A 15559-nucleotide genomic window follows, 5' to 3' on the forward strand; every position below is an offset into this window, starting at 1 on the left:
CCGAAGGAACGCCCCATGCCCGCGAAAGCCCCCCGCCCCATGCTGCCCCGCCTGCCGGCGGCCCTCGCCCTTGCCGCGCTGCTGGCGCTGCCCGGCGCCGCCGGGGCGCAGACCGCGCCCGGCGCCACCCCCGTGCCGCGCACCGTGGTCACGGTGCCGCTGCAGGACCTGCCCTCCGGCGATTCGCTCGGCGACCGCGCGGAACGCCTGTGGTCCGGCATCCTGGACGCCTTCGGCTTCGGGCTCAGCACCAGCAACTTCATGCGCCGCCCCGCCGCCGGCGCCCATGACCAGGCGCGGGAGGACTTCACCTGGCTGATGGATGTCGCGGGCTACAAGCTGAAGGAAATCGAATCGGCCGTCAGCCTCTTCCCCAGCCTCAGCCTCACCTTCGGCCAGGCGCGGGAGCTGACGGAGGGCGACCGCGACTACCTGGAGCGGATGCTGGAACGCCACGCCCGCGCCAATCCCGGGCCGCTTTCCGCCATCCAGCGCACCATCGTGCGCGGCATCATGGATGCCGGGGAGATCGGCGGCTTCACCGTGGACAAGGTGGAGGTGGACCTCTTCCCGCTGCCGAAGGTGAAGCTGGTGCTGACGCCCACCGATGCGCCGCTGGGCATCGAGGCCAGCCGCATCATGCGCGCCATCGAACGGCTGAACCAGCGCGTGCAGGGCGCGCTGCCGCGCACCCAGGGCCAGGGCTTCGAAGCCCCGGCACCCGGCCAGCGCGGCCCGGCGCTGCGGCCCGCCACGCTCGATTTCTGACGGTTCCCCACCCCCACCGACGGCGCACCAGAAGGGTGCGCGGCTTCCAGGAAGGAAGGCGACACGATCGATGTCCATGACCGATGCCGCGGGCCGTGCCCGCTTCACGGAGTTGGTGAAGCTTCAGACGCAGGGCCGGCGCTTCCTGGACCGTGACCAGGAACGCAAGCTGCTGGAGGAAGGGCTGACGCGCTACGGGCTGACGCTCGACCAGGCGCAGGGCCTGCTGCGCGGCGCGGCGCAGGATGGCGACGTCGCCATGGAAGCGGAACTCGGCACCTCCTCCCGCCAGCTGCTGCGCACGCTGGCGGATCGCCACAACCGCGTCGCGCGCGACGATTTCGGCCGCGCCGTCGCCTTCTACCGCGCCCGCGCGGGCGGGGAGCTGACGGAAGCGGAAGCCCGCCGCCGCGTGAAGCGGCTGATGGAGGAACTCGACCTCCAGCCCCGGCCCAGCGGCCGCATCCTGCGGACGCGCCGCTGGTACCGATCGATCGACGCCTGACCATCCTTCCATCCCGACGGAGACTGACCATGCCGCGCCTGCTGCTGCTGCTCGCCTTCCTCGCCTTCGCGCTTCCCGCCGCCGCGCCATCCGCCGCGGCGCAGACCGCCACGCCGGCGCCGCGCGCGGCCAGCGTCACCCTGCCGCAGCTGCAGCTGCCTTCGGTGCCGGACATCTCCGCCGGCCATGCCGCGGCGCTCGGCGCGGGGCTCTTCGCCGGGGCGCTGGCGGGTTCCGCGCTGATCCAGGGCGGCTTCTTCGGCGCCGCCATCGGCGCGATCGCGGGCGTCACCATCGGCAACTGGGCCTGGAAGGAACACGGCCCGGAGGACTGAGCCGGAGGATCGAGGCCGCCGCGCCCCGCGCGGCGCGCATCGCCGCGGCCCGGCAGGATGCCGGGCCTTCCCGCCCGAGACGCCGAGGAGGAGCCCGGTCTTGGACATCCTGCTGCCGCACAGCCTGGCGGCGCTGCCGGCCTGGGCCGGCATCATCGTCACCATCGGCGTGCCGGTGGTGATCGCGCTGCTCTTCGGGCGGGCGATGTACGCGCTGTTCACGCCGCATGAATTCGCCACCAACGCCACCGTCGGCGCGGTGAAGTACGGCTTCGTGGTGGAGATCTACGCGGTGGTCGCGGCGCTGGCGCTGGTCGGCGCCTGGGACACCTACCAGACATCGCGCGACACGCTGCAGAAGGAAGCCAGCGGCCTTTACATGCTGGCGCTTTCCGTCGATACCTTCAGCGGGCCCGATTTCGCGGAGGCGCGGCAGGAGATGCGCGCCGCCATCCGCGGCTATGCCGCCGCCGTCGTCTCCGACGACTGGCCCGGCATGCAGGCCGGCACGCCCGTCCCGGCCTCCGACCCCGCCTTCCAGCGCCTGACGCGCGCCTTCCTCGACATCGATGGCGTCTCCTCCGGCCAGCAGGCCCTGCAGCAGAAGATCGGCGACTGGATCGGCAGCGTGGCGGAAGCGCGCATCGGGCGGCTTTCCGTCACCAGCCGGTCGCTGGCGGGGCTGATCTGGCTGCTCGTCATCACCGTCTCGGTCGCGGTGATCGCCTTCCAGTGGTTCTTCAACGGCGGCAGCGCGACGATGCACTACGCCATGGGCAGCGTCATCGCGCTGATCGTCGGCGCCGTGCTGCTCGTCGCCCTCAAGCTCGCCTTCCCCTATGTCGGCGACCCCGCGCTGCTGACGCCCCGGCCCTTCCTGGCGCTGATGGAGGTGACGTGATGGCGCGCGTCGCCCTCACGCGCGGCCCGTGGCGCGTCGCGCTAGTGCGCAGCCCGTGGCGCATAGCGCTAGTGCGCAGCCCGTGGCGCGTAGCGCCAACGCTGGAAGCCCAGCAGCAGCAGGGCGAAGACCCAGAAGTTCAGCCTGGCCGCCAGCCAGGCGGCGAGGTGCGCGGCATAATGCAGCAGCAGCGCGACGCAGGCGGCCAGCAGCAGGAAGGCGACCAGCGCGCGCAGCCGCGCCAGGCCGCGCCACAGCCGCAGCGCCACGCCGCCGCCGGCCAGCAGCCCCGCCAGCGTCAGCAGCCCCGCGAAGCCGGCCGGGCCATCCAGGCGCCGCGTGGCCAGCAGGGCAGCCTGCAGCGTCTCCCGCCCCGGCACCAGGCTGCCGGCCAGGAAGCCGCCCAGCCCCTGGTCCCAGCGGCCCCGGCCGTCGAAGACCTGCGCCAGGCGGAAGGCCTCCCCATGCGGCAGCGCCAGCAGGAGCGCGAGGCCGAGCGCGAGGCCGGTGCCGAGGGCCGCGACATGCAGCAGCGGCACCGCCTCCGCATCATGGGGCGCGGCCAGGCTGAAGGCCCCGCTGGCGCCGCGCAGCAGCAGCAGCGCGACGAGCAGCGCCACCACCGCCTCGATCGCGCCCCAGGCCAGGGCCGCCATGCCGCCATATTCCATGGTGCCACTCCTCCGAACCGCGCCGAGCCGTCCCGCATCATGCGGCCGCACCGCTTTCCCAGCCGTTACGGCCTGCTGCTGGCGCTGCTGCTGGCCTGCGCCGCCCCGCCGGCGCGGGCGGAGACGCTGGCCCTCGCCCTGCCCGACGGCGGCTGCACCCTGCTGGCGGCGCCGGAGGGCGCGGCGCGCCAGGTGGCTGAGGAGCTGGCCCGCGACGCGACGCAGATCCGCGACATGGCCGCCCGGCTGCTGGCCGATGCCGCCACCATGCGCCTGGCGCCGGCGCGCGAACGCGTGCCCCGCTTCGGCGACTGGGCCTATGGCTGGGTGCAGAGCTACGTCACCTCATACCGCGTCCTGGTGCGCGGCGCGGTGGGGCTGGCGGATGCCCTGGCCGGGCGGGGCGAGGTGCCGGACCCCGCCCGGATCGCGGAGGAGATGGCCGCGCCCATCCGCGAGGAATTCCGACTGCGCGTCCTGTACCCGGCGCTGGAGGAAGGCGGCTTCGGCGCGGATCTCGCCCATGTCGGCGCCGTGGTCGATGCCGAATGGGCCCGGGCGCTGGACGCGGCCGCCCGGCGGCTGCGCGCCCTGCCGCCCGGCACCGGCCAGCCCGTGGCGGTGCTGGACCTGGCCGCCGCCGCCCGCCCCCTGGCGCCGGCCCTGGCCGCCGCCGCGCCGGACGACCCGATGGCGGTGATCGCGGAGGAAGGCGCCGAGACCGGCATGGTGTTCATGCGCTCCCTCCGCCCCATGGCCGCGCGGCTTGGCGCCGTGGTGGTGCGGGTGAGCGAGGCGGGGTCGATCGTCGCGACCGGCGGCGTCTTCGGCTACGCGATGGCCGGGCTGCCCGGCACCGTCATCGGCGTGGCGAGCGGCATCGGCGCCTCCTGGGGCATCGACTGGCTGTTCAACAAGCTCGATGCCACGCTGAACCGAACGGCCTTCGAGGCACAGGCCCTGGAGGCGATCGGCAATGCCGAGCGGCGGCTGGCCGCCGAAGCCACGCAGGCCACCGCCGCGGCGCTGCAGGCCCGGCTGGACGCGCTGCTGCGCGCCGCACCCTGCCCATGATGCCCCTGCCCACCCCCGCGGCGGCGGAGGAGCCGGCCGCGCCGCCGGCCCCGCCCCCCGCCGCGCCCCGCGCGTCGCGCCTGCCGCTGCTGCTCTCGGCCGGGGCCTTCCTGCTCTCGGCCGCGGCGCTGGCGGCGGCGCTGGACCGGCCCCTGCCGCCCGTCGTCGCCTCGGCCGCCGCGGTGATGCCCGCGCCGCTGCCGGCGGATGCGCCGCTGCCGCTGATCGGGATCGAGCTGCTGCTGCCGCACCTGCCGCGCGCCGCCCCCTTCCCGCGCGCCTTCGCCCTGGCCCTGGCCTTCGCCGCCGGCGATGCGGAGGCGAGCGCGCTGCTGGCCCCGCTGCACGCCGTGGCGCCGCATGGCGCGCCCTCCGCCCGGCAATTGGCCGAGAGCTTCGGGGAAGCCGCGGAAGCCGCGCTGCTGGCGGAGATGGGGCTGGCCCCGGATGCCGGCTGGCTGGCACGGCGCGCCGCCGCCACCATGCGCTTCGGCGCCAGCCTGGGCAGCACCGGCACGCCCACCCTGGCCGCCGTGCAGGCCGCCACCACCGCGCTGGCGGCCGCGGACCTTCCGGCGGCGGAGGCCGCGCTGGCCGGCCTGCCGCCCGCCCCGGCCGCCGCGCTCCGCCCCTGGCGCGAAGGCCTGCAGCGGCGCCTGGCCGCCGATGCCGCCGCGCGCCAGCTGGCGGCCCTTGCCCTGCAGCGGGTCGCGGCGCGATGAGCGTCGCACCGTTCAACTGGCGGGGCGTGGTGGCGCGGGGGCTGTTCAGCCTGTTCATCGTCTTTGCCATCTACAACCCCTCCGGCACCTCCTACCTCCATTGGGTGCTGGGCGGCTTCGACTGGTTCTGGGCCAAGCTCGCCATCGGCGCCGTGCTGGCCACGATCCTGATCCTGCTGTGGCGAACGACGATGGGCGTGCTCGGCCGCACCGGCGTCGCGCTCGTCCTCCTCTTCTCCATCGGCACCAGCGTCACCCTGGCGCAGCTGACGGGCCAGCCGCTGCTCGATGGAGCCACCCTGCTCATCTGGGCCCTGGTGAGCATCGCGGCCGTCTTCACCGCCGGCCTGTCCTACTCCCACCTCGACCACCGCCTGACCGGCATCACCCACACGGAGGAAGTCAAAAAGTGACTCCCGTAGCCCCCGACGCATCGAAGGCCGATGCCTTCGTGCTCAGCTGCATCGACCCGCGCCTGGTCGATGACGTGACGCAGCTGCTGGCCACCATGGGCCGCACCAACCGCTACAGCGAGATGCGGATCGCCGGCGCGGCGCTGGCCGCGGTGGACGAGGCGCGGCCGGGCTGGAACAGCGCGGTGTGGGACAACCTCGCCGCCTCCCGCCAGCTGCATGGCGTGCGGCGCGTGATCATCATCAACCACCGCGACTGCGGCGCCATGAACCTCTGGGCCGGACGCAACCTGGCGGCGGACCCGGTGGAGGAGGAGCGCCAGCACCAGGCGGTGATGGACCGCGCAGCGGCGGAGGTGCTGCGCCGCCATCCCGACATGGCGGTGGAGCTGCACCTGATGGCGCTGGATGGCAGCACGCAGCGCCTGCCCTGCGCGGCCTGCAACGCGGCCGCCGAGCGTCGCCTGGACACGATGCGCCCGATGCTGCGGGCCGAGGCCGTGGCACCCCCGCCCCCGCCCTCTCCGCCCGCCGGCGCGCCCGCCTTCGCGGAGCTGGTGCGCCTGCGCCTGTCCGGCGGCCTCGCGGATGCGGAGGCCGAGCGCGCGCTGCTGACCGAAGGCGTCACGCGCTACGGCCTGACGGCGGCGGAAGCGCGCGCCGCGCTGGCGGCGGAAGCCACGCGCCACGGCGCCACGCCCAGCACCGCCGCGCGGCAGGTCGTGGTCTTCCTGCGCGCGCAGGCGGATGGGAAGGGCCGCGTCTCCCGCCGCGATGTCGGGCATGCGGCGTCGCTGTATCACGGCCTGGCCGGCAACCAGGGCCGCCGCGCCGATGCCGATCGCGCGGTGGCGAAGCTGATGGAGGCCGAGGGCCTGTCCCCGCGCCCCGACGGCGTGCTGCGCACCACCACCTGGTACCGCCGCCTGGCGGAGGCGTAGCGCTACCCGGCCCCGGCCGCGCGCGCCGCCTGGGTGATGCGCGCGGCCATGGCCTGCAGCGGGCGGTTATCCGCCAGGCTGAACAGGAAGGCGTTCTCCGCGAAGGCATCGCGCAGGTAGTGGCCCGTCGGCGCCGGCGCGCCGGCATAGGTCAGCCGCAGGAACTGCACCAGCAGCAGCGACCGCACGAGGTGCACGCCGACCAGGCTGCGCAGCAGGATGGTCGTCTCCATCTCCCGCTCCAGATGCGACAGCAGGTTCACCGCCGTGAACCAGGGCCCGTGGCGCAGGATGCGCAGCCGGTCCGCATGCAGCACCAGGTGCCCGCCCATGCCGTGCAGCGATGCCAGCACGGGATCCGGCTTCCAGCCCCTGCCACGCATCACAGCCTGCGCCATCGCCTCGCCTCCTCGCGCGCGAAGCTAGCACCAGGCGCCATCAACGGCCGGTTAAGCGCGGCGGGCGCAGGCTGGGGCATGGACCTGTCGCCGCTGCTGCACGGCCTGCCGAGCCCCGCCATCTACGCCAGCTTCATGGCCGCCGCCGCGCTGGCGGCCGCGCTGGCCTGCGCCGCGCTGGCGCCGCTGGCGCGCATCCCGCAGACCAAGGAACACATCGACATCGCCATGCGCACCACCGGCGCGGTGATGGCGGCGCTGACCCTCATCCTCGCCTTCTGCGCCGTGCAGGCGCGCAGCCAGGCCGGCGATGCGCAGCGCCTGGTCACGACGGAGGTCGCGGCGATCGCGACCATGGCGCGCATCGCGGATCGCGCCGGGGTCGCCGGCCATGCGCTGCGGCAGGACCTGGCCGCCTATGCGCGCAGCATCGCCGATGACGAGTTCCCGGTCATGGCGCTGCAGGGCCGCCACCCCGCGACCCAGGCGGTGCTGGAACGGCTGGAGGCCGGCTTCTACCAACTGGCCGCGACGGCGCCGGAAGTGCTGGCCACCGACATGCTGCAGGAATTCGACGACATGGACGGCGCGCGGGACAAGCGCCTGGATGGCGCGCGCATCGGCCTGCCGCAGGAATTCTGGATGCTGATCCTGGTGCTGTTCGGCCTGCTGGCGCTGACCGGCGCGCTGTATCCGCCGCGGCTGCACACGGTGGCGATGCTGGCGGTGCAGGCGGCCGGCGTGGGCGCGCTGATCGCCTTCGTCTTCCTGATGGACCAACCCTTCCGCAGCAGCATCGGCGTTTCCGCCAGCCCCTACCAGGCGCTGTCGCAGAGCCTGGCGCATCGCGCCGCCGCCATCCCCGGCAGCACGCGCCACGCCAGGCCCTGAGGATCAGGGCAGCAGCGGCATCTCCAGCCGGCAGCCCGCCGCGCCCGTGCGCAGCGCGATGGCGATGGGATGCGCCTCCGCCCCCGTGGCGCGGCGCGGATCGGTGCCGGTGCCGGGGTTGATCGGATGCGCGGGGAAGCAGGCCCCGGCGATGGACAGGCGCAGCGCCTCCCCAGGCTGCAGCGTGATGCAGAGCGGGCGCATCGCGAGGCGGAGTCCGGAGACGGCGCCGGCCTCGATCCGCGCATGGGCCTGGGAGAGCGCCATGACGCGCCCTTCCCGCGTCACCAGCGACAGCGTCGCGTTGAGGTCGAAGGATTCCGCATCCGTCTCCGCGCTCAGCACCACGGCGGGATCGCCGGCATAGGTGACGGGCGCGGCGACGGGCGCGCTGGTGAAGCAGGCGATGTCGAAGCGGGCATCGATCTCCGCCCGGTCGCGCCAGCCCTGCCCCGCGCCATGCGCGAGCCCGAAGGCCGGCACGGGCCGCCAGGGATCGTGCACGAAGCGCTCCCAGCCCTCGGCCGCGGGCGCATCGGCCACCAGCGCGCCGTCGTCGCTGCGCATGGCGGCAAGGCCGTTGCCCGCGCAGTGCAGCACCTGGCGCGGCCCCTCCGGCCAGGCCTCGAACAACCGCCAGCCGCGCGTGCCGAGGTCGAAGAGCCGCACGGCAGGCTCCCGCATCCAGGGCGCGGGATCATGGCCCTTCAGCGCATGGTCGAAGAAGTCCACCTGCATCCCGTCGATGCCGCTCAGCGCTTGCGCGCCGAAATCCACCCCCGCCCCCTGCGGCGCCCAGGCGAGATGCGTCCAGGGCCCGATGACGAGGTGCCCGCCGAGATGCCTGAACCCAGCCACCGTCCCCGCCAAATGGTAGTCGAACCAGCCGCCGGTGAAGAAGGCGGGCACCGCGGGCCGGGCCTCGCCGATCAGCGCGGCCGATGACGCCTGCCGCACATAGGGATGCTCCGGCCCCGCTTCCCGCCACAGCGCGTAATGGCTGTAGGCGGCATGCCGGCGCAGCACGCTGGGATCCGCCGGCACCGGCCCATCGAAGCGCATCCCGCCATTGGCCGCCGCGGCGAGTTCCGCGAAGGCTTCCGGATCATCCGCCCGCTTCGCCATCAGCGCCGCCATCTGCGCGGCCCAATAGGCGCTGCCGCCGAGCGTGAAGGCGCCCCCCGGCGCGATGCGCTCCTTGTAGAAATCCCAGAGCGCCATGCCCGGCGCGATCGCCTTCAGCGCCGGCGGCGATTGCGAGAGCGCCAGCGTCTGCGCCGCCCCCTGGTAGGAGAAGCCGTACATCCCGACCACGCCGGAGGAGCCCGGCAGCCCCGCCGCCCAGGCGATGCTCTCCGCCCCATCCGCGGCCTCCGCCGAATAGGGCAGGAACCTGCCCTCCGAGGTGCCGGCGCCGCGTACATCCTGGATGACGGTGATGAAGCCCCGCGCGGCATACCAGGCGGGATGCGCGTAGACGACCGTCGAGGCGATGCCGCGCCCATAGGGCTGGCGCATCAGCAGCACGGGATGCGGCCCAGGGGAGGCCGGACGCCACACCGCCGCATCCAGCCGCGTGCCGTCCGCCAGGCGCATGGAGACGGTGTCGTCGGGCCGCATCACAGCGCCTTCCGCAGCGACCAGCCGCTGGTCGGCAGGTCGATGCCCGCGCGGGAATCCTCCGGCGCATCGAAGACCAGCTTGCCGGGGTTGAGCAGGTTCCTCGGGTCCATCACGCGCTTGAACACCGCGTCCCGCGCATCGAACTGCTTGATGCCGACCTTCTTGACGGAGGAGCTGTGCGAATTGGCCACGCTCACCCCCTCCGCCTGCATCGCCTGCACCAGCGCCGCCATCTGCGCCTCGCTCTCATACAGCACCGCCGGCGTGCCCATGGCCAGCAGCTTGCCGCCGGTTCGTTCCAGCTCGAGCCGCATCGGCGCCTCCGGATAGCGCGCATGCACGCGGCCGATGGAGCCGACCAGGTCCTCGGTCGGGAAGAGGCCCATCACGCCGGTGAAGCGCGGATCGCTCTTCTGGATGTGGATGTTGGAATGGCCCCAGGAGAATTCGTAGAGCGGCGCGCCATAGGGCCCTTCGCCCTCCGCGCTGTCGCTCGCGATCAGCCCGCCATGCTCCGCGACCAACTGGCGAAAAGCGTCCATGAAGGGCGCGGCGATGAGGCAGGAAACCATCGAATGCCCATCCGGCACGATGGTGCCCATGGGCTTCATCAGGCGCGGGATGGGCCAGCCCTGGATGCTGACGAGCTTGCGGATGATCGCATCCTCCTGCGCCAGCTGCACGCCGAAGCGCACCGCCTGCATGAAGTCCGGGAAGGAGGCCAGGCATTCGCGCCATGCCCAGGCCGGCGCCAGCGGCATCTCGCATTCCAGGATCACGGCATTGGCGCCATAGGCGTGGTGCACCAGGGCGATGTCGGCGCCGCGCAGCTCCACCACGCGCGGCTCCTCCTCCATGCTCATCACTTCCAGCGCCAGGATGTTGCCCTTGTCCGCCAGCATGCCCCAGACGCAGGACCCGATGCCGGCATGCCCGCCGCTGATGAACCCCGCGATGGTGGCGCTGCGCTTGGTGGAGGGATGGATGCGAAGCTCCCAGCCCTGCGGCCGCGTCTCCGCATCCACATCGATGCACATCGTGCCCGCCTTCACGCGCACCACGCCCGGCTTCTGCCAGACCACGCCGGCGAAGCCCGTCATGTCCAGCAGCACGCCGCCTTCCAGCGGCACGGATTGCCCGAAATTCGCCGTGCCCCCGCCCCGCGGCGTGACCGGCAGGCCGAGCCGGCAGGCGGCGGAGAGCACGCGGGCGATCTCCTCCCTCGTGCGCGGCGTCACGATCACCTCCGCGAACTTGTCCTTCAGCGCGCGCCGGAGCATGGGCGAGACGGCGAAGCGATCCCGGCTGCGCAGCCTGACGGCGGCGGGATCGGTGATGCAGGGGACATCCCCGATGGCGGCGGCGAAGGCGGCGATGCGGTCCATGCGAACTCCGATGGCGAGGCGTCCTGCCCCCGGGGCAGCAAGACCCGTGCCCGTCGCGCCATCGCGGTAGCGCGGCCCCGGCGGGCGCCACGCTGCCCATGCCATGGGCGGGTTGCATGCAAGCTGCACAGCGGGACGCCAGCCGGGCTCATCCCGCCAGGGCGGATGGCAGGCAAGGCGCGGCACGGCGATTGCAACCCACCAGCCCCGATCGGCAGGGGAATGCACCCATGGGTCTTCGCAACTGGATCACGCGGCTGGGGGCGGCCGCGCTGGCGCTGACAGGCGCCAGCGCCACCGCGCAGGAACGCATCACCTTCGTGACCTCCTGGCGCGCCCAGGCGGAACAGGGCGGCTACTACCAGGCGCTGGAGAAGGGGTTCTACCGCGAATGCGGGCTGAACCTCGTCATCCGCCAGGGCGGCCCGTCGATCGACCCCGTGCAGCTGCTGGTCGGCGGCGCGGTGGAAATCGGGCTTTCCTCCGTCAGCGACGCGACCTTCCACATGCACCAGGCGGGCTTCCCCGCCCGCGCCGTCATGGCCGCCTTCCAGCGCACGCCGCAGATCCTGATGGCGCATCCCGATAGCGGGATCGAGAGCTTCGAGGATATGCGCGGCAAGCCCATCATGATCGCGGGCAGCGCGCGCAACGCCTATTGGCCGTTCCTGCGCAGCCGCTACGGCTTCACCGACAGCCAGATCCGCAACTACACCGGCCAGATGGCCGCCTTCCTCGCGGACCGCAACGCCATCCAGCAGGGGCTGATCACCAACGAGCCCAATCTCGCCACCCAGGCGCTCGGCCGCCCGCCCAAGGTCTTCATGATCGCGGACAGCGGCTATGGCACCTACGGCTCCGTCGTCGTCGTCGGCCAGGCGCTGATCGACCGGCGGCCGGAACTCGTGCAGTGCTTCGTCCAGGCCTCCGTCCGTGGCTGGACCGACTACCTGGCCGATCCGACCGCGGGCTTCGCCGCCGTGGCGCGGGAGAATCCGCAGAACACGCCGGAGATCATGCGCAACGCCTTCGACAGCCTGCGCCGCGCCAACATCGTGGAGACGGAGGAGACGCGCATCCACGGCGTCGGCACCATGAGCGATGCGCGCTGGCAGTCGCATTACGAGGCGCTCGCCCGCGAAGGCATCGTCCAGCCCGGCTTCGACTGGCGCCGCGCCTATACGCTGCGCTTCCTGAACCGCGCCACCGGCAGCTGAACCATGTCCGCCACCAGCGCCGATGATGCGCCCGCCCGCCCCGGTCCCGCTGCCGCGGATTGGCTGCTGCCAGCGCTGGGCGGCGCGATCTTCCTCGGCGGCTGGGAAACGCTGGTACGTGTCCTGAGCGTGCCGAAGTTCATTCTGCCCGCGCCCAGCCTGATCTTCGAGACATTGATAAAAGATCGGGCGAGCCTGCTGGAGGCGCTGGGCTTCACCGCGACCATCACCCTCTCCGCCTTCGTGCTTGCCATGCTGTCGGGCATCGCGCTCGGCGTCGCGCTGACGCAGAACCGCATGGTGGAGCGCACCTTCTGGCCCTATGCCGTGATGATGCAGGTGACGCCGGTCATCGCCATCGCGCCCATCATCGTCATCTGGGTCGGGCTGGATCGGGTGTGGCTGGCGCTGCTGATCCTGGCCTGGCTGGTCGCCTTCTTCCCCATCCTGTCGAACACCGCGGCGGGGATGAAGTCCGTCGATCACGGCTTGAGCAACGTCTTCGACCTCTGCGGGGCGTCGCGCTGGAAGCGCTTCCGCTACCTGCAGCTGCCGGGCGCGCTGCCCTACATCCTGGCCGGCGCGCGCATCTCCTCCGGCCTCTCCGTCATCGGCGCCGTCGTCGCGGAATTCGTGGCGGGCAGCGGGTCCGCCACCGGCCTCGCCTGGGTCATCGTGGAGAGCGGGTCGCTGCTGAACGTGCCGCGCATGTTCGCGGCGCTCTTCCTGCTCTCCGCCTTCGGCATCACCATCTGGCTGGTCATGTCCGCCGTGCAGCGCGCCCTGCTGCGCCGCTGGCACGAAAGCGAATTGGCGCGGGAGAATTGAGCGGCATGGACATGCACCATCCCGCCGAGCCCCTGCTGCGCCTGCGTGGCGTGGACAAGGTCTATACCAGCGGCACCGTCGCGCTGCGGGAAATCGACGGCGCTGCGCCTGATCGCGGGCCTCGGCAAGCACAGCGGCGGCAGCATCGACTGGCCCGGCCGCGGCTTCGTGCCGGGCGACCTCGGCTTCGTCTTCCAGGAACCCACGCTGATGCCCTGGGCCAGCGTCTGGGACAATGTCTTCCTGCCCCTGCGGCTCCGCGACCGCCCGCGCGCGCAGGTGGCGGCGGAGGTCGATGCGGCACTCGACCTCGTCGGCCTCTCCGGCTTCGCCAAGGCCTTCCCGCGGGAGCTGTCGGGCGGCATGCGCATGCGCGTCTCCATCGCCCGCGCGCTGGTGATGAAGCCGCGGCTGCTGCTGATGGACGAGCCCTTCGCGGCGCTGGACGAGATCACGCGGCAGAAGCTCTGCGACGACCTCCTCGGCATCTGGCGCAAGGCGGGCTGCACCGTCGTCTTCGTCACGCACAGCGTCTATGAAAGCGTCTATCTCTCCGCCCGCATCGTCGTCATGGCCGCGCGCCCCGGCCGCATCATCGGGGAGATGGCGGTGGAGGAGCCCTATCCCCGCGACCGGCGCTTCCGCCTGGCGCCCGCCTATGCGGAATACTGCCGGCAGGTCTCGGGCCTGCTGGACCAGGCGATGGCCGGCTAGGCCGCCGGCCGCTTCGTCGCCCAGCCCTTCGTCGCCAGCGTCGTCACCGCCGCGCTCTCCTTCTCCTCCAGCCCCAGCTTGCCGGGGTTCAGCAGGCCATGCGGGTCCATGGCGCGCTTGAAGGCGGCGTCACGCTCATCGATCGCCTTGATGCCGACGGCGCGCACGCCCGTGGTGTGGCTGTTCGCGACATTCATGCCCAGCGCCTGCATCTGGTCCACGAGGCCCGCCAGCTGCGCCTCGCTCTCGAACACCACATAGGGCGATCCCATGCCGACCAGCTGGCCCTGGCTGTAGAAGATCTCGAAGCGCAGCGGCCCTACGCCGCGCATGGCATCGTGCAGCCGCGCGACGGAGGCCTCCAGCCCCTGCGGCGGGAACATTCCCTGCAGCACGGTGTAGCGCGGCTGGTGCTTCTGGATCTGGCGCAGCGCATGGCCGAAGGCGAATTCATAGAGCGGCGCGCCATAACGCCCACGCCCCTCCGCCACGCAGGTCACGATCTGCCCGCCATGCATCGCGACCAGCGCGCGGAATTCCGCGAGGTGCCGCCCCGCCACCATGACCATCGCCATGGAATGCCCCTCCGGCACGATGTCGCCGAGGTTCTTCATCAGCCGCGGCACCGGCCATTCCTGCACGGAAGCCAGCTTGCGCGCGATGCCGGGATGGCTGGCGAAGGCGATCCCGAAGCGCGCGGCCTCCATGAAATCCGGGAAGGCGACCACCGCTTCCTTCCACGCCTCCGCCGGTGCCAGCGGCAGTTCCAGCTCCGTCATCACGCCGTTGGTGCCATAGGCGTGCTGCACCAGCAGCGTGTCGGCACCACGCAGCTCCTCCAGCCGAGGCTCCGCCTCGACGCTCATCACCTGGATCGCGGTGATATTGCCGGAATCGCGCAGCATGCCCCAGCGGCAGGACCCCATGCCCCCGCTGCCGCCGCCGATGAAGCCGCCGATGGTGCTGTCCGACCGCGTGGAGGGATGGATGCGCAATTCCTTGCCATGGGCGCGCAGCACCTCATCGATCTCGCCCATCAGCGTGCCGCTACGGACGCGGACATTCGTGTCGCTGACGGCGACGACGCCGGTATAGCCCGTCATGTCCAGCATCGCGCCACCCGCCAGCGGCACGGATTGCCCGTAATTCGCCGTCCCGCCACCGCGCGGCGTCAGCGGGATGCGATGCCGCACCGCCCAGCGCAGCACGGCGCGCAATTCGTGGTTGTCCCGCGGGCTGACCACGGCCTCGGCCTCCCGCCCCCGCAGCGCCTTCCGCAGCAGCGGGCTGATCGCATACATGTCCCGGCTTTTCGCGCGCACCACGGCGGGATCGGCGGAATGGGGGACATCCGCGATCTCCTGCAGCAGCGCGGCAATGTCGGGCATGGCGAGGCTCCGTCCTGGAAACACACGCGATGCTTGCAGGAAGCATGCCAGAAGCACGGCTTGGCGGGACGGCGCGGCGTGCCCATGATGCGGGCGACCAGCGGGGGAAACACGGCATCGTGGCCGGGAACGACATCATCGCGCGCCTCTCGCGCCTCGACAGTTGCGCGCTCTCCGACGCCATGGACAAGCTCGGCCTGCCGCCCGCGCTTTCCGGCCTGCCGCCCCGCACCGTGCAAGGCCGCATCGCCGGCCGCGTGATGACGGTGCGCCTGGCGGAAGGCCCGCCGCCACCCGGCACCCCGCCCCGCCACCTCTGCTCCGCCGCGATCGAGGCCGCGGAAGCCGGCGATATCCTGCTCATCCAGCACGTACCGGGCCTCGATGCCGGCGGCTGGGGCGGCATCCTCTCCCGCGCCGCGCGCGCCCGCGGCCTTGCCGGCATCATCACCGATGGCGCCGCGCGCGACATCGACGAGGCGCGGGAGATCGCCTTCCCCGTCTTCGCCGCCGCCACCACCGCCCGCACCGCCCGCGGAAGGCTGCATGAGGCCGAGACGGGCGGTGTCGTCACCATCGCCGGCGTGGTGGCACGCCCCGGCGACTTCGCGCTGGCCGATGGAAGCGGCGTCGTCCTCATCGCCGCCGCCGACATCGCCCGCGTGCTGGACGCGGCCGAGATGATCGCGGCGCGGGAGGCCGCGATGGCGCGGGACGTGGAGGCCGGGAAGCCGGTCAGCCTGGTGATGGGCGCCGATTACGAACACATGCTGCAGCGCTGAGGA

Annotated in this window: 18 protein-coding genes; 13 read left to right on the forward strand and 5 right to left on the reverse strand. The window is 72.6% G+C overall.

Annotated features, from left to right (window positions below; translation table 11 throughout):
• The first annotated feature begins 15 nt into the window (after nucleotides 1–15).
• The 4 genes from JJI54_RS00760 to JJI54_RS00775 all read left to right on the forward strand — a co-directional run bounded on the left by JJI54_RS00760 (nucleotide 16) and on the right by JJI54_RS00775 (nucleotide 2509).
• Nucleotides 16–768, forward strand: a complete 753-nt coding sequence (locus JJI54_RS00760; protein ID WP_203069972.1) for a hypothetical protein — start codon at nucleotides 16–18, stop codon at nucleotides 766–768.
• 76 nt (nucleotides 769–844) lie between these two features.
• Complete coding sequence (locus JJI54_RS00765; protein WP_203069974.1) at nucleotides 845–1273, forward strand: hypothetical protein; 429 nt, start codon at nucleotides 845–847, stop codon at nucleotides 1271–1273.
• Between the two features lie 29 nt (nucleotides 1274–1302).
• Complete coding sequence (locus JJI54_RS00770; protein WP_203069976.1) at nucleotides 1303–1608, forward strand: hypothetical protein; 306 nt, start codon at nucleotides 1303–1305, stop codon at nucleotides 1606–1608.
• A 100-nt stretch (nucleotides 1609–1708) separates the two neighbouring features.
• Nucleotides 1709–2509, forward strand: coding sequence for a bestrophin-like domain (locus JJI54_RS00775; protein WP_203069978.1), 801 nt, complete (start codon nucleotides 1709–1711; stop codon nucleotides 2507–2509).
• 68 nt (nucleotides 2510–2577) lie between these two features.
• Here JJI54_RS00775 and JJI54_RS00780 read toward each other — a convergent pair whose 3' ends face one another.
• Nucleotides 2578–3180, reverse strand: a complete 603-nt coding sequence (locus JJI54_RS00780; protein ID WP_203069980.1) for a hypothetical protein — start codon at nucleotides 3178–3180, stop codon at nucleotides 2578–2580.
• A 39-nt stretch (nucleotides 3181–3219) separates the two neighbouring features.
• On the opposite strand from JJI54_RS00780, the gene JJI54_RS00785 reads away from it, so the two are divergent.
• Genes JJI54_RS00785 through JJI54_RS00800 form a run of 4 tightly spaced genes read left to right on the forward strand, consistent with a single transcriptional unit; the run spans nucleotide 3220 to nucleotide 6330 of the window.
• Nucleotides 3220–4254, forward strand: a complete 1035-nt coding sequence (locus JJI54_RS00785) for a hypothetical protein (protein ID WP_203069982.1) — start codon at nucleotides 3220–3222, stop codon at nucleotides 4252–4254.
• A complete protein-coding gene (locus tag JJI54_RS00790; protein WP_203069984.1) occupies nucleotides 4251–4976 on the forward strand; it encodes a hypothetical protein in 726 nt (241 codons plus the stop codon). The genes JJI54_RS00785 and JJI54_RS00790 overlap by 4 nt, the downstream gene beginning before the upstream one ends.
• Complete coding sequence (locus tag JJI54_RS00795) at nucleotides 4973–5389, forward strand: DUF6524 family protein (RefSeq protein WP_203069986.1); 417 nt, start codon at nucleotides 4973–4975, stop codon at nucleotides 5387–5389. Before JJI54_RS00790 ends, JJI54_RS00795 begins: the two co-directional genes overlap by 4 nt.
• The gene (locus JJI54_RS00800; protein WP_203069988.1) at nucleotides 5386–6330 is read left to right on the forward strand and encodes a carbonic anhydrase; all 945 of its coding nucleotides are present in this window, start codon (nucleotides 5386–5388) and stop codon (nucleotides 6328–6330) included. The genes JJI54_RS00795 and JJI54_RS00800 overlap by 4 nt, the downstream gene beginning before the upstream one ends.
• A gap of 2 nt (nucleotides 6331–6332) precedes the next feature.
• On the opposite strand, the gene JJI54_RS00805 is transcribed toward JJI54_RS00800, so the two are convergent.
• A complete protein-coding gene (locus JJI54_RS00805) occupies nucleotides 6333–6728 on the reverse strand; it encodes a hypothetical protein (protein WP_203069990.1) in 396 nt (131 codons plus the stop codon).
• A gap of 78 nt (nucleotides 6729–6806) precedes the next feature.
• On the opposite strand from JJI54_RS00805, the gene JJI54_RS00810 reads away from it, so the two are divergent.
• Nucleotides 6807–7619, forward strand: a complete 813-nt coding sequence (locus tag JJI54_RS00810; RefSeq protein WP_203069992.1) for a bestrophin-like domain — start codon at nucleotides 6807–6809, stop codon at nucleotides 7617–7619.
• 3 nt (nucleotides 7620–7622) lie between these two features.
• On the opposite strand, the gene JJI54_RS00815 is transcribed toward JJI54_RS00810, so the two are convergent.
• Both JJI54_RS00815 and JJI54_RS00820 read right to left on the reverse strand, forming a co-directional pair.
• On the reverse strand, nucleotides 7623–9239 hold the full coding sequence (locus JJI54_RS00815) for a CocE/NonD family hydrolase (protein WP_203069994.1): 1617 nt from the start codon (nucleotides 9237–9239) through the stop codon (nucleotides 7623–7625).
• Nucleotides 9239–10627: an FAD-binding oxidoreductase gene (locus JJI54_RS00820; RefSeq protein WP_203069996.1), complete on the reverse strand. Its 1389-nt coding sequence runs from the start codon at nucleotides 10625–10627 to the stop codon at nucleotides 9239–9241. Before JJI54_RS00820 ends, JJI54_RS00815 begins: the two co-directional genes overlap by 1 nt.
• A gap of 230 nt (nucleotides 10628–10857) precedes the next feature.
• Between JJI54_RS00820 and JJI54_RS00825 the strand changes: the two genes are divergently transcribed.
• Genes JJI54_RS00825 through JJI54_RS00835 form a run of 3 tightly spaced genes read left to right on the forward strand, consistent with a single transcriptional unit; the run spans nucleotide 10858 to nucleotide 13386 of the window.
• Nucleotides 10858–11844: an ABC transporter substrate-binding protein gene (locus JJI54_RS00825; RefSeq protein WP_203069998.1), complete on the forward strand. Its 987-nt coding sequence runs from the start codon at nucleotides 10858–10860 to the stop codon at nucleotides 11842–11844.
• Nucleotides 11845–11847: 3 nt separating this feature from the next.
• Complete coding sequence (locus JJI54_RS00830; RefSeq protein WP_203070000.1) at nucleotides 11848–12672, forward strand: ABC transporter permease; 825 nt, start codon at nucleotides 11848–11850, stop codon at nucleotides 12670–12672.
• 45 nt (nucleotides 12673–12717) lie between these two features.
• The gene (locus JJI54_RS00835; protein ID WP_318987419.1) at nucleotides 12718–13386 is read left to right on the forward strand and encodes an ABC transporter ATP-binding protein; all 669 of its coding nucleotides are present in this window, start codon (nucleotides 12718–12720) and stop codon (nucleotides 13384–13386) included.
• Here the strand turns inward: JJI54_RS00835 and JJI54_RS00840 are convergent.
• Entirely contained in the window at nucleotides 13383–14774 is a 1392-nt protein-coding gene (locus JJI54_RS00840) for an FAD-binding oxidoreductase (RefSeq protein ID WP_203070002.1), read from the reverse strand. The two genes, JJI54_RS00835 and JJI54_RS00840, sit on opposite strands and share 4 nt — an antisense overlap.
• Nucleotides 14775–14893: 119 nt before the next feature.
• On the opposite strand from JJI54_RS00840, the gene JJI54_RS00845 reads away from it, so the two are divergent.
• On the forward strand, nucleotides 14894–15556 hold the full coding sequence (locus JJI54_RS00845) for an RraA family protein (RefSeq protein ID WP_203070004.1): 663 nt from the start codon (nucleotides 14894–14896) through the stop codon (nucleotides 15554–15556).
• The last annotated feature ends 3 nt before the right edge of the window (nucleotides 15557–15559 follow it).

This window comes from Falsiroseomonas ponticola (assembly GCF_016805305.1).
Lineage (GTDB): Bacteria > Pseudomonadota > Alphaproteobacteria > Acetobacterales > Acetobacteraceae > Falsiroseomonas > Falsiroseomonas ponticola.

Bases quoted from the DNA above. Each gene is read 5' to 3' on its own strand.
- JJI54_RS00820 (WP_203069996.1), bottom strand. From the start codon at position 10,627: ATGGACCGCATCGCCGCCTTCGCCGCCGCCATCGGGGATGTCCCCTGC.
- JJI54_RS00810 (WP_203069992.1), top strand. From the start codon at position 6,807: ATGGACCTGTCGCCGCTGCTGCACGGCCTGCCGAGCCCCGCCATCTAC.
- JJI54_RS00760 (WP_203069972.1), top strand. From the start codon at position 16: ATGCCCGCGAAAGCCCCCCGCCCCATGCTGCCCCGCCTGCCGGCGGCC.
- JJI54_RS00795 (WP_203069986.1), top strand. From the start codon at position 4,973: ATGAGCGTCGCACCGTTCAACTGGCGGGGCGTGGTGGCGCGGGGGCTG.
- JJI54_RS00815 (WP_203069994.1), bottom strand. From the start codon at position 9,239: ATGCGGCCCGACGACACCGTCTCCATGCGCCTGGCGGACGGCACGCGG.
- JJI54_RS00765 (WP_203069974.1), top strand. From the start codon at position 845: ATGACCGATGCCGCGGGCCGTGCCCGCTTCACGGAGTTGGTGAAGCTT.
- JJI54_RS00830 (WP_203070000.1), top strand. From the start codon at position 11,848: ATGTCCGCCACCAGCGCCGATGATGCGCCCGCCCGCCCCGGTCCCGCT.
- JJI54_RS00770 (WP_203069976.1), top strand. From the start codon at position 1,303: ATGCCGCGCCTGCTGCTGCTGCTCGCCTTCCTCGCCTTCGCGCTTCCC.
- JJI54_RS00840 (WP_203070002.1), bottom strand. From the start codon at position 14,774: ATGCCCGACATTGCCGCGCTGCTGCAGGAGATCGCGGATGTCCCCCAT.
- JJI54_RS00780 (WP_203069980.1), bottom strand. From the start codon at position 3,180: ATGGAATATGGCGGCATGGCGGCCCTGGCCTGGGGCGCGATCGAGGCG.
- JJI54_RS00805 (WP_203069990.1), bottom strand. From the start codon at position 6,728: ATGGCGCAGGCTGTGATGCGTGGCAGGGGCTGGAAGCCGGATCCCGTG.
- JJI54_RS00825 (WP_203069998.1), top strand. From the start codon at position 10,858: ATGGGTCTTCGCAACTGGATCACGCGGCTGGGGGCGGCCGCGCTGGCG.
- JJI54_RS00785 (WP_203069982.1), top strand. From the start codon at position 3,220: ATGCGGCCGCACCGCTTTCCCAGCCGTTACGGCCTGCTGCTGGCGCTG.
- JJI54_RS00790 (WP_203069984.1), top strand. From the start codon at position 4,251: ATGATGCCCCTGCCCACCCCCGCGGCGGCGGAGGAGCCGGCCGCGCCG.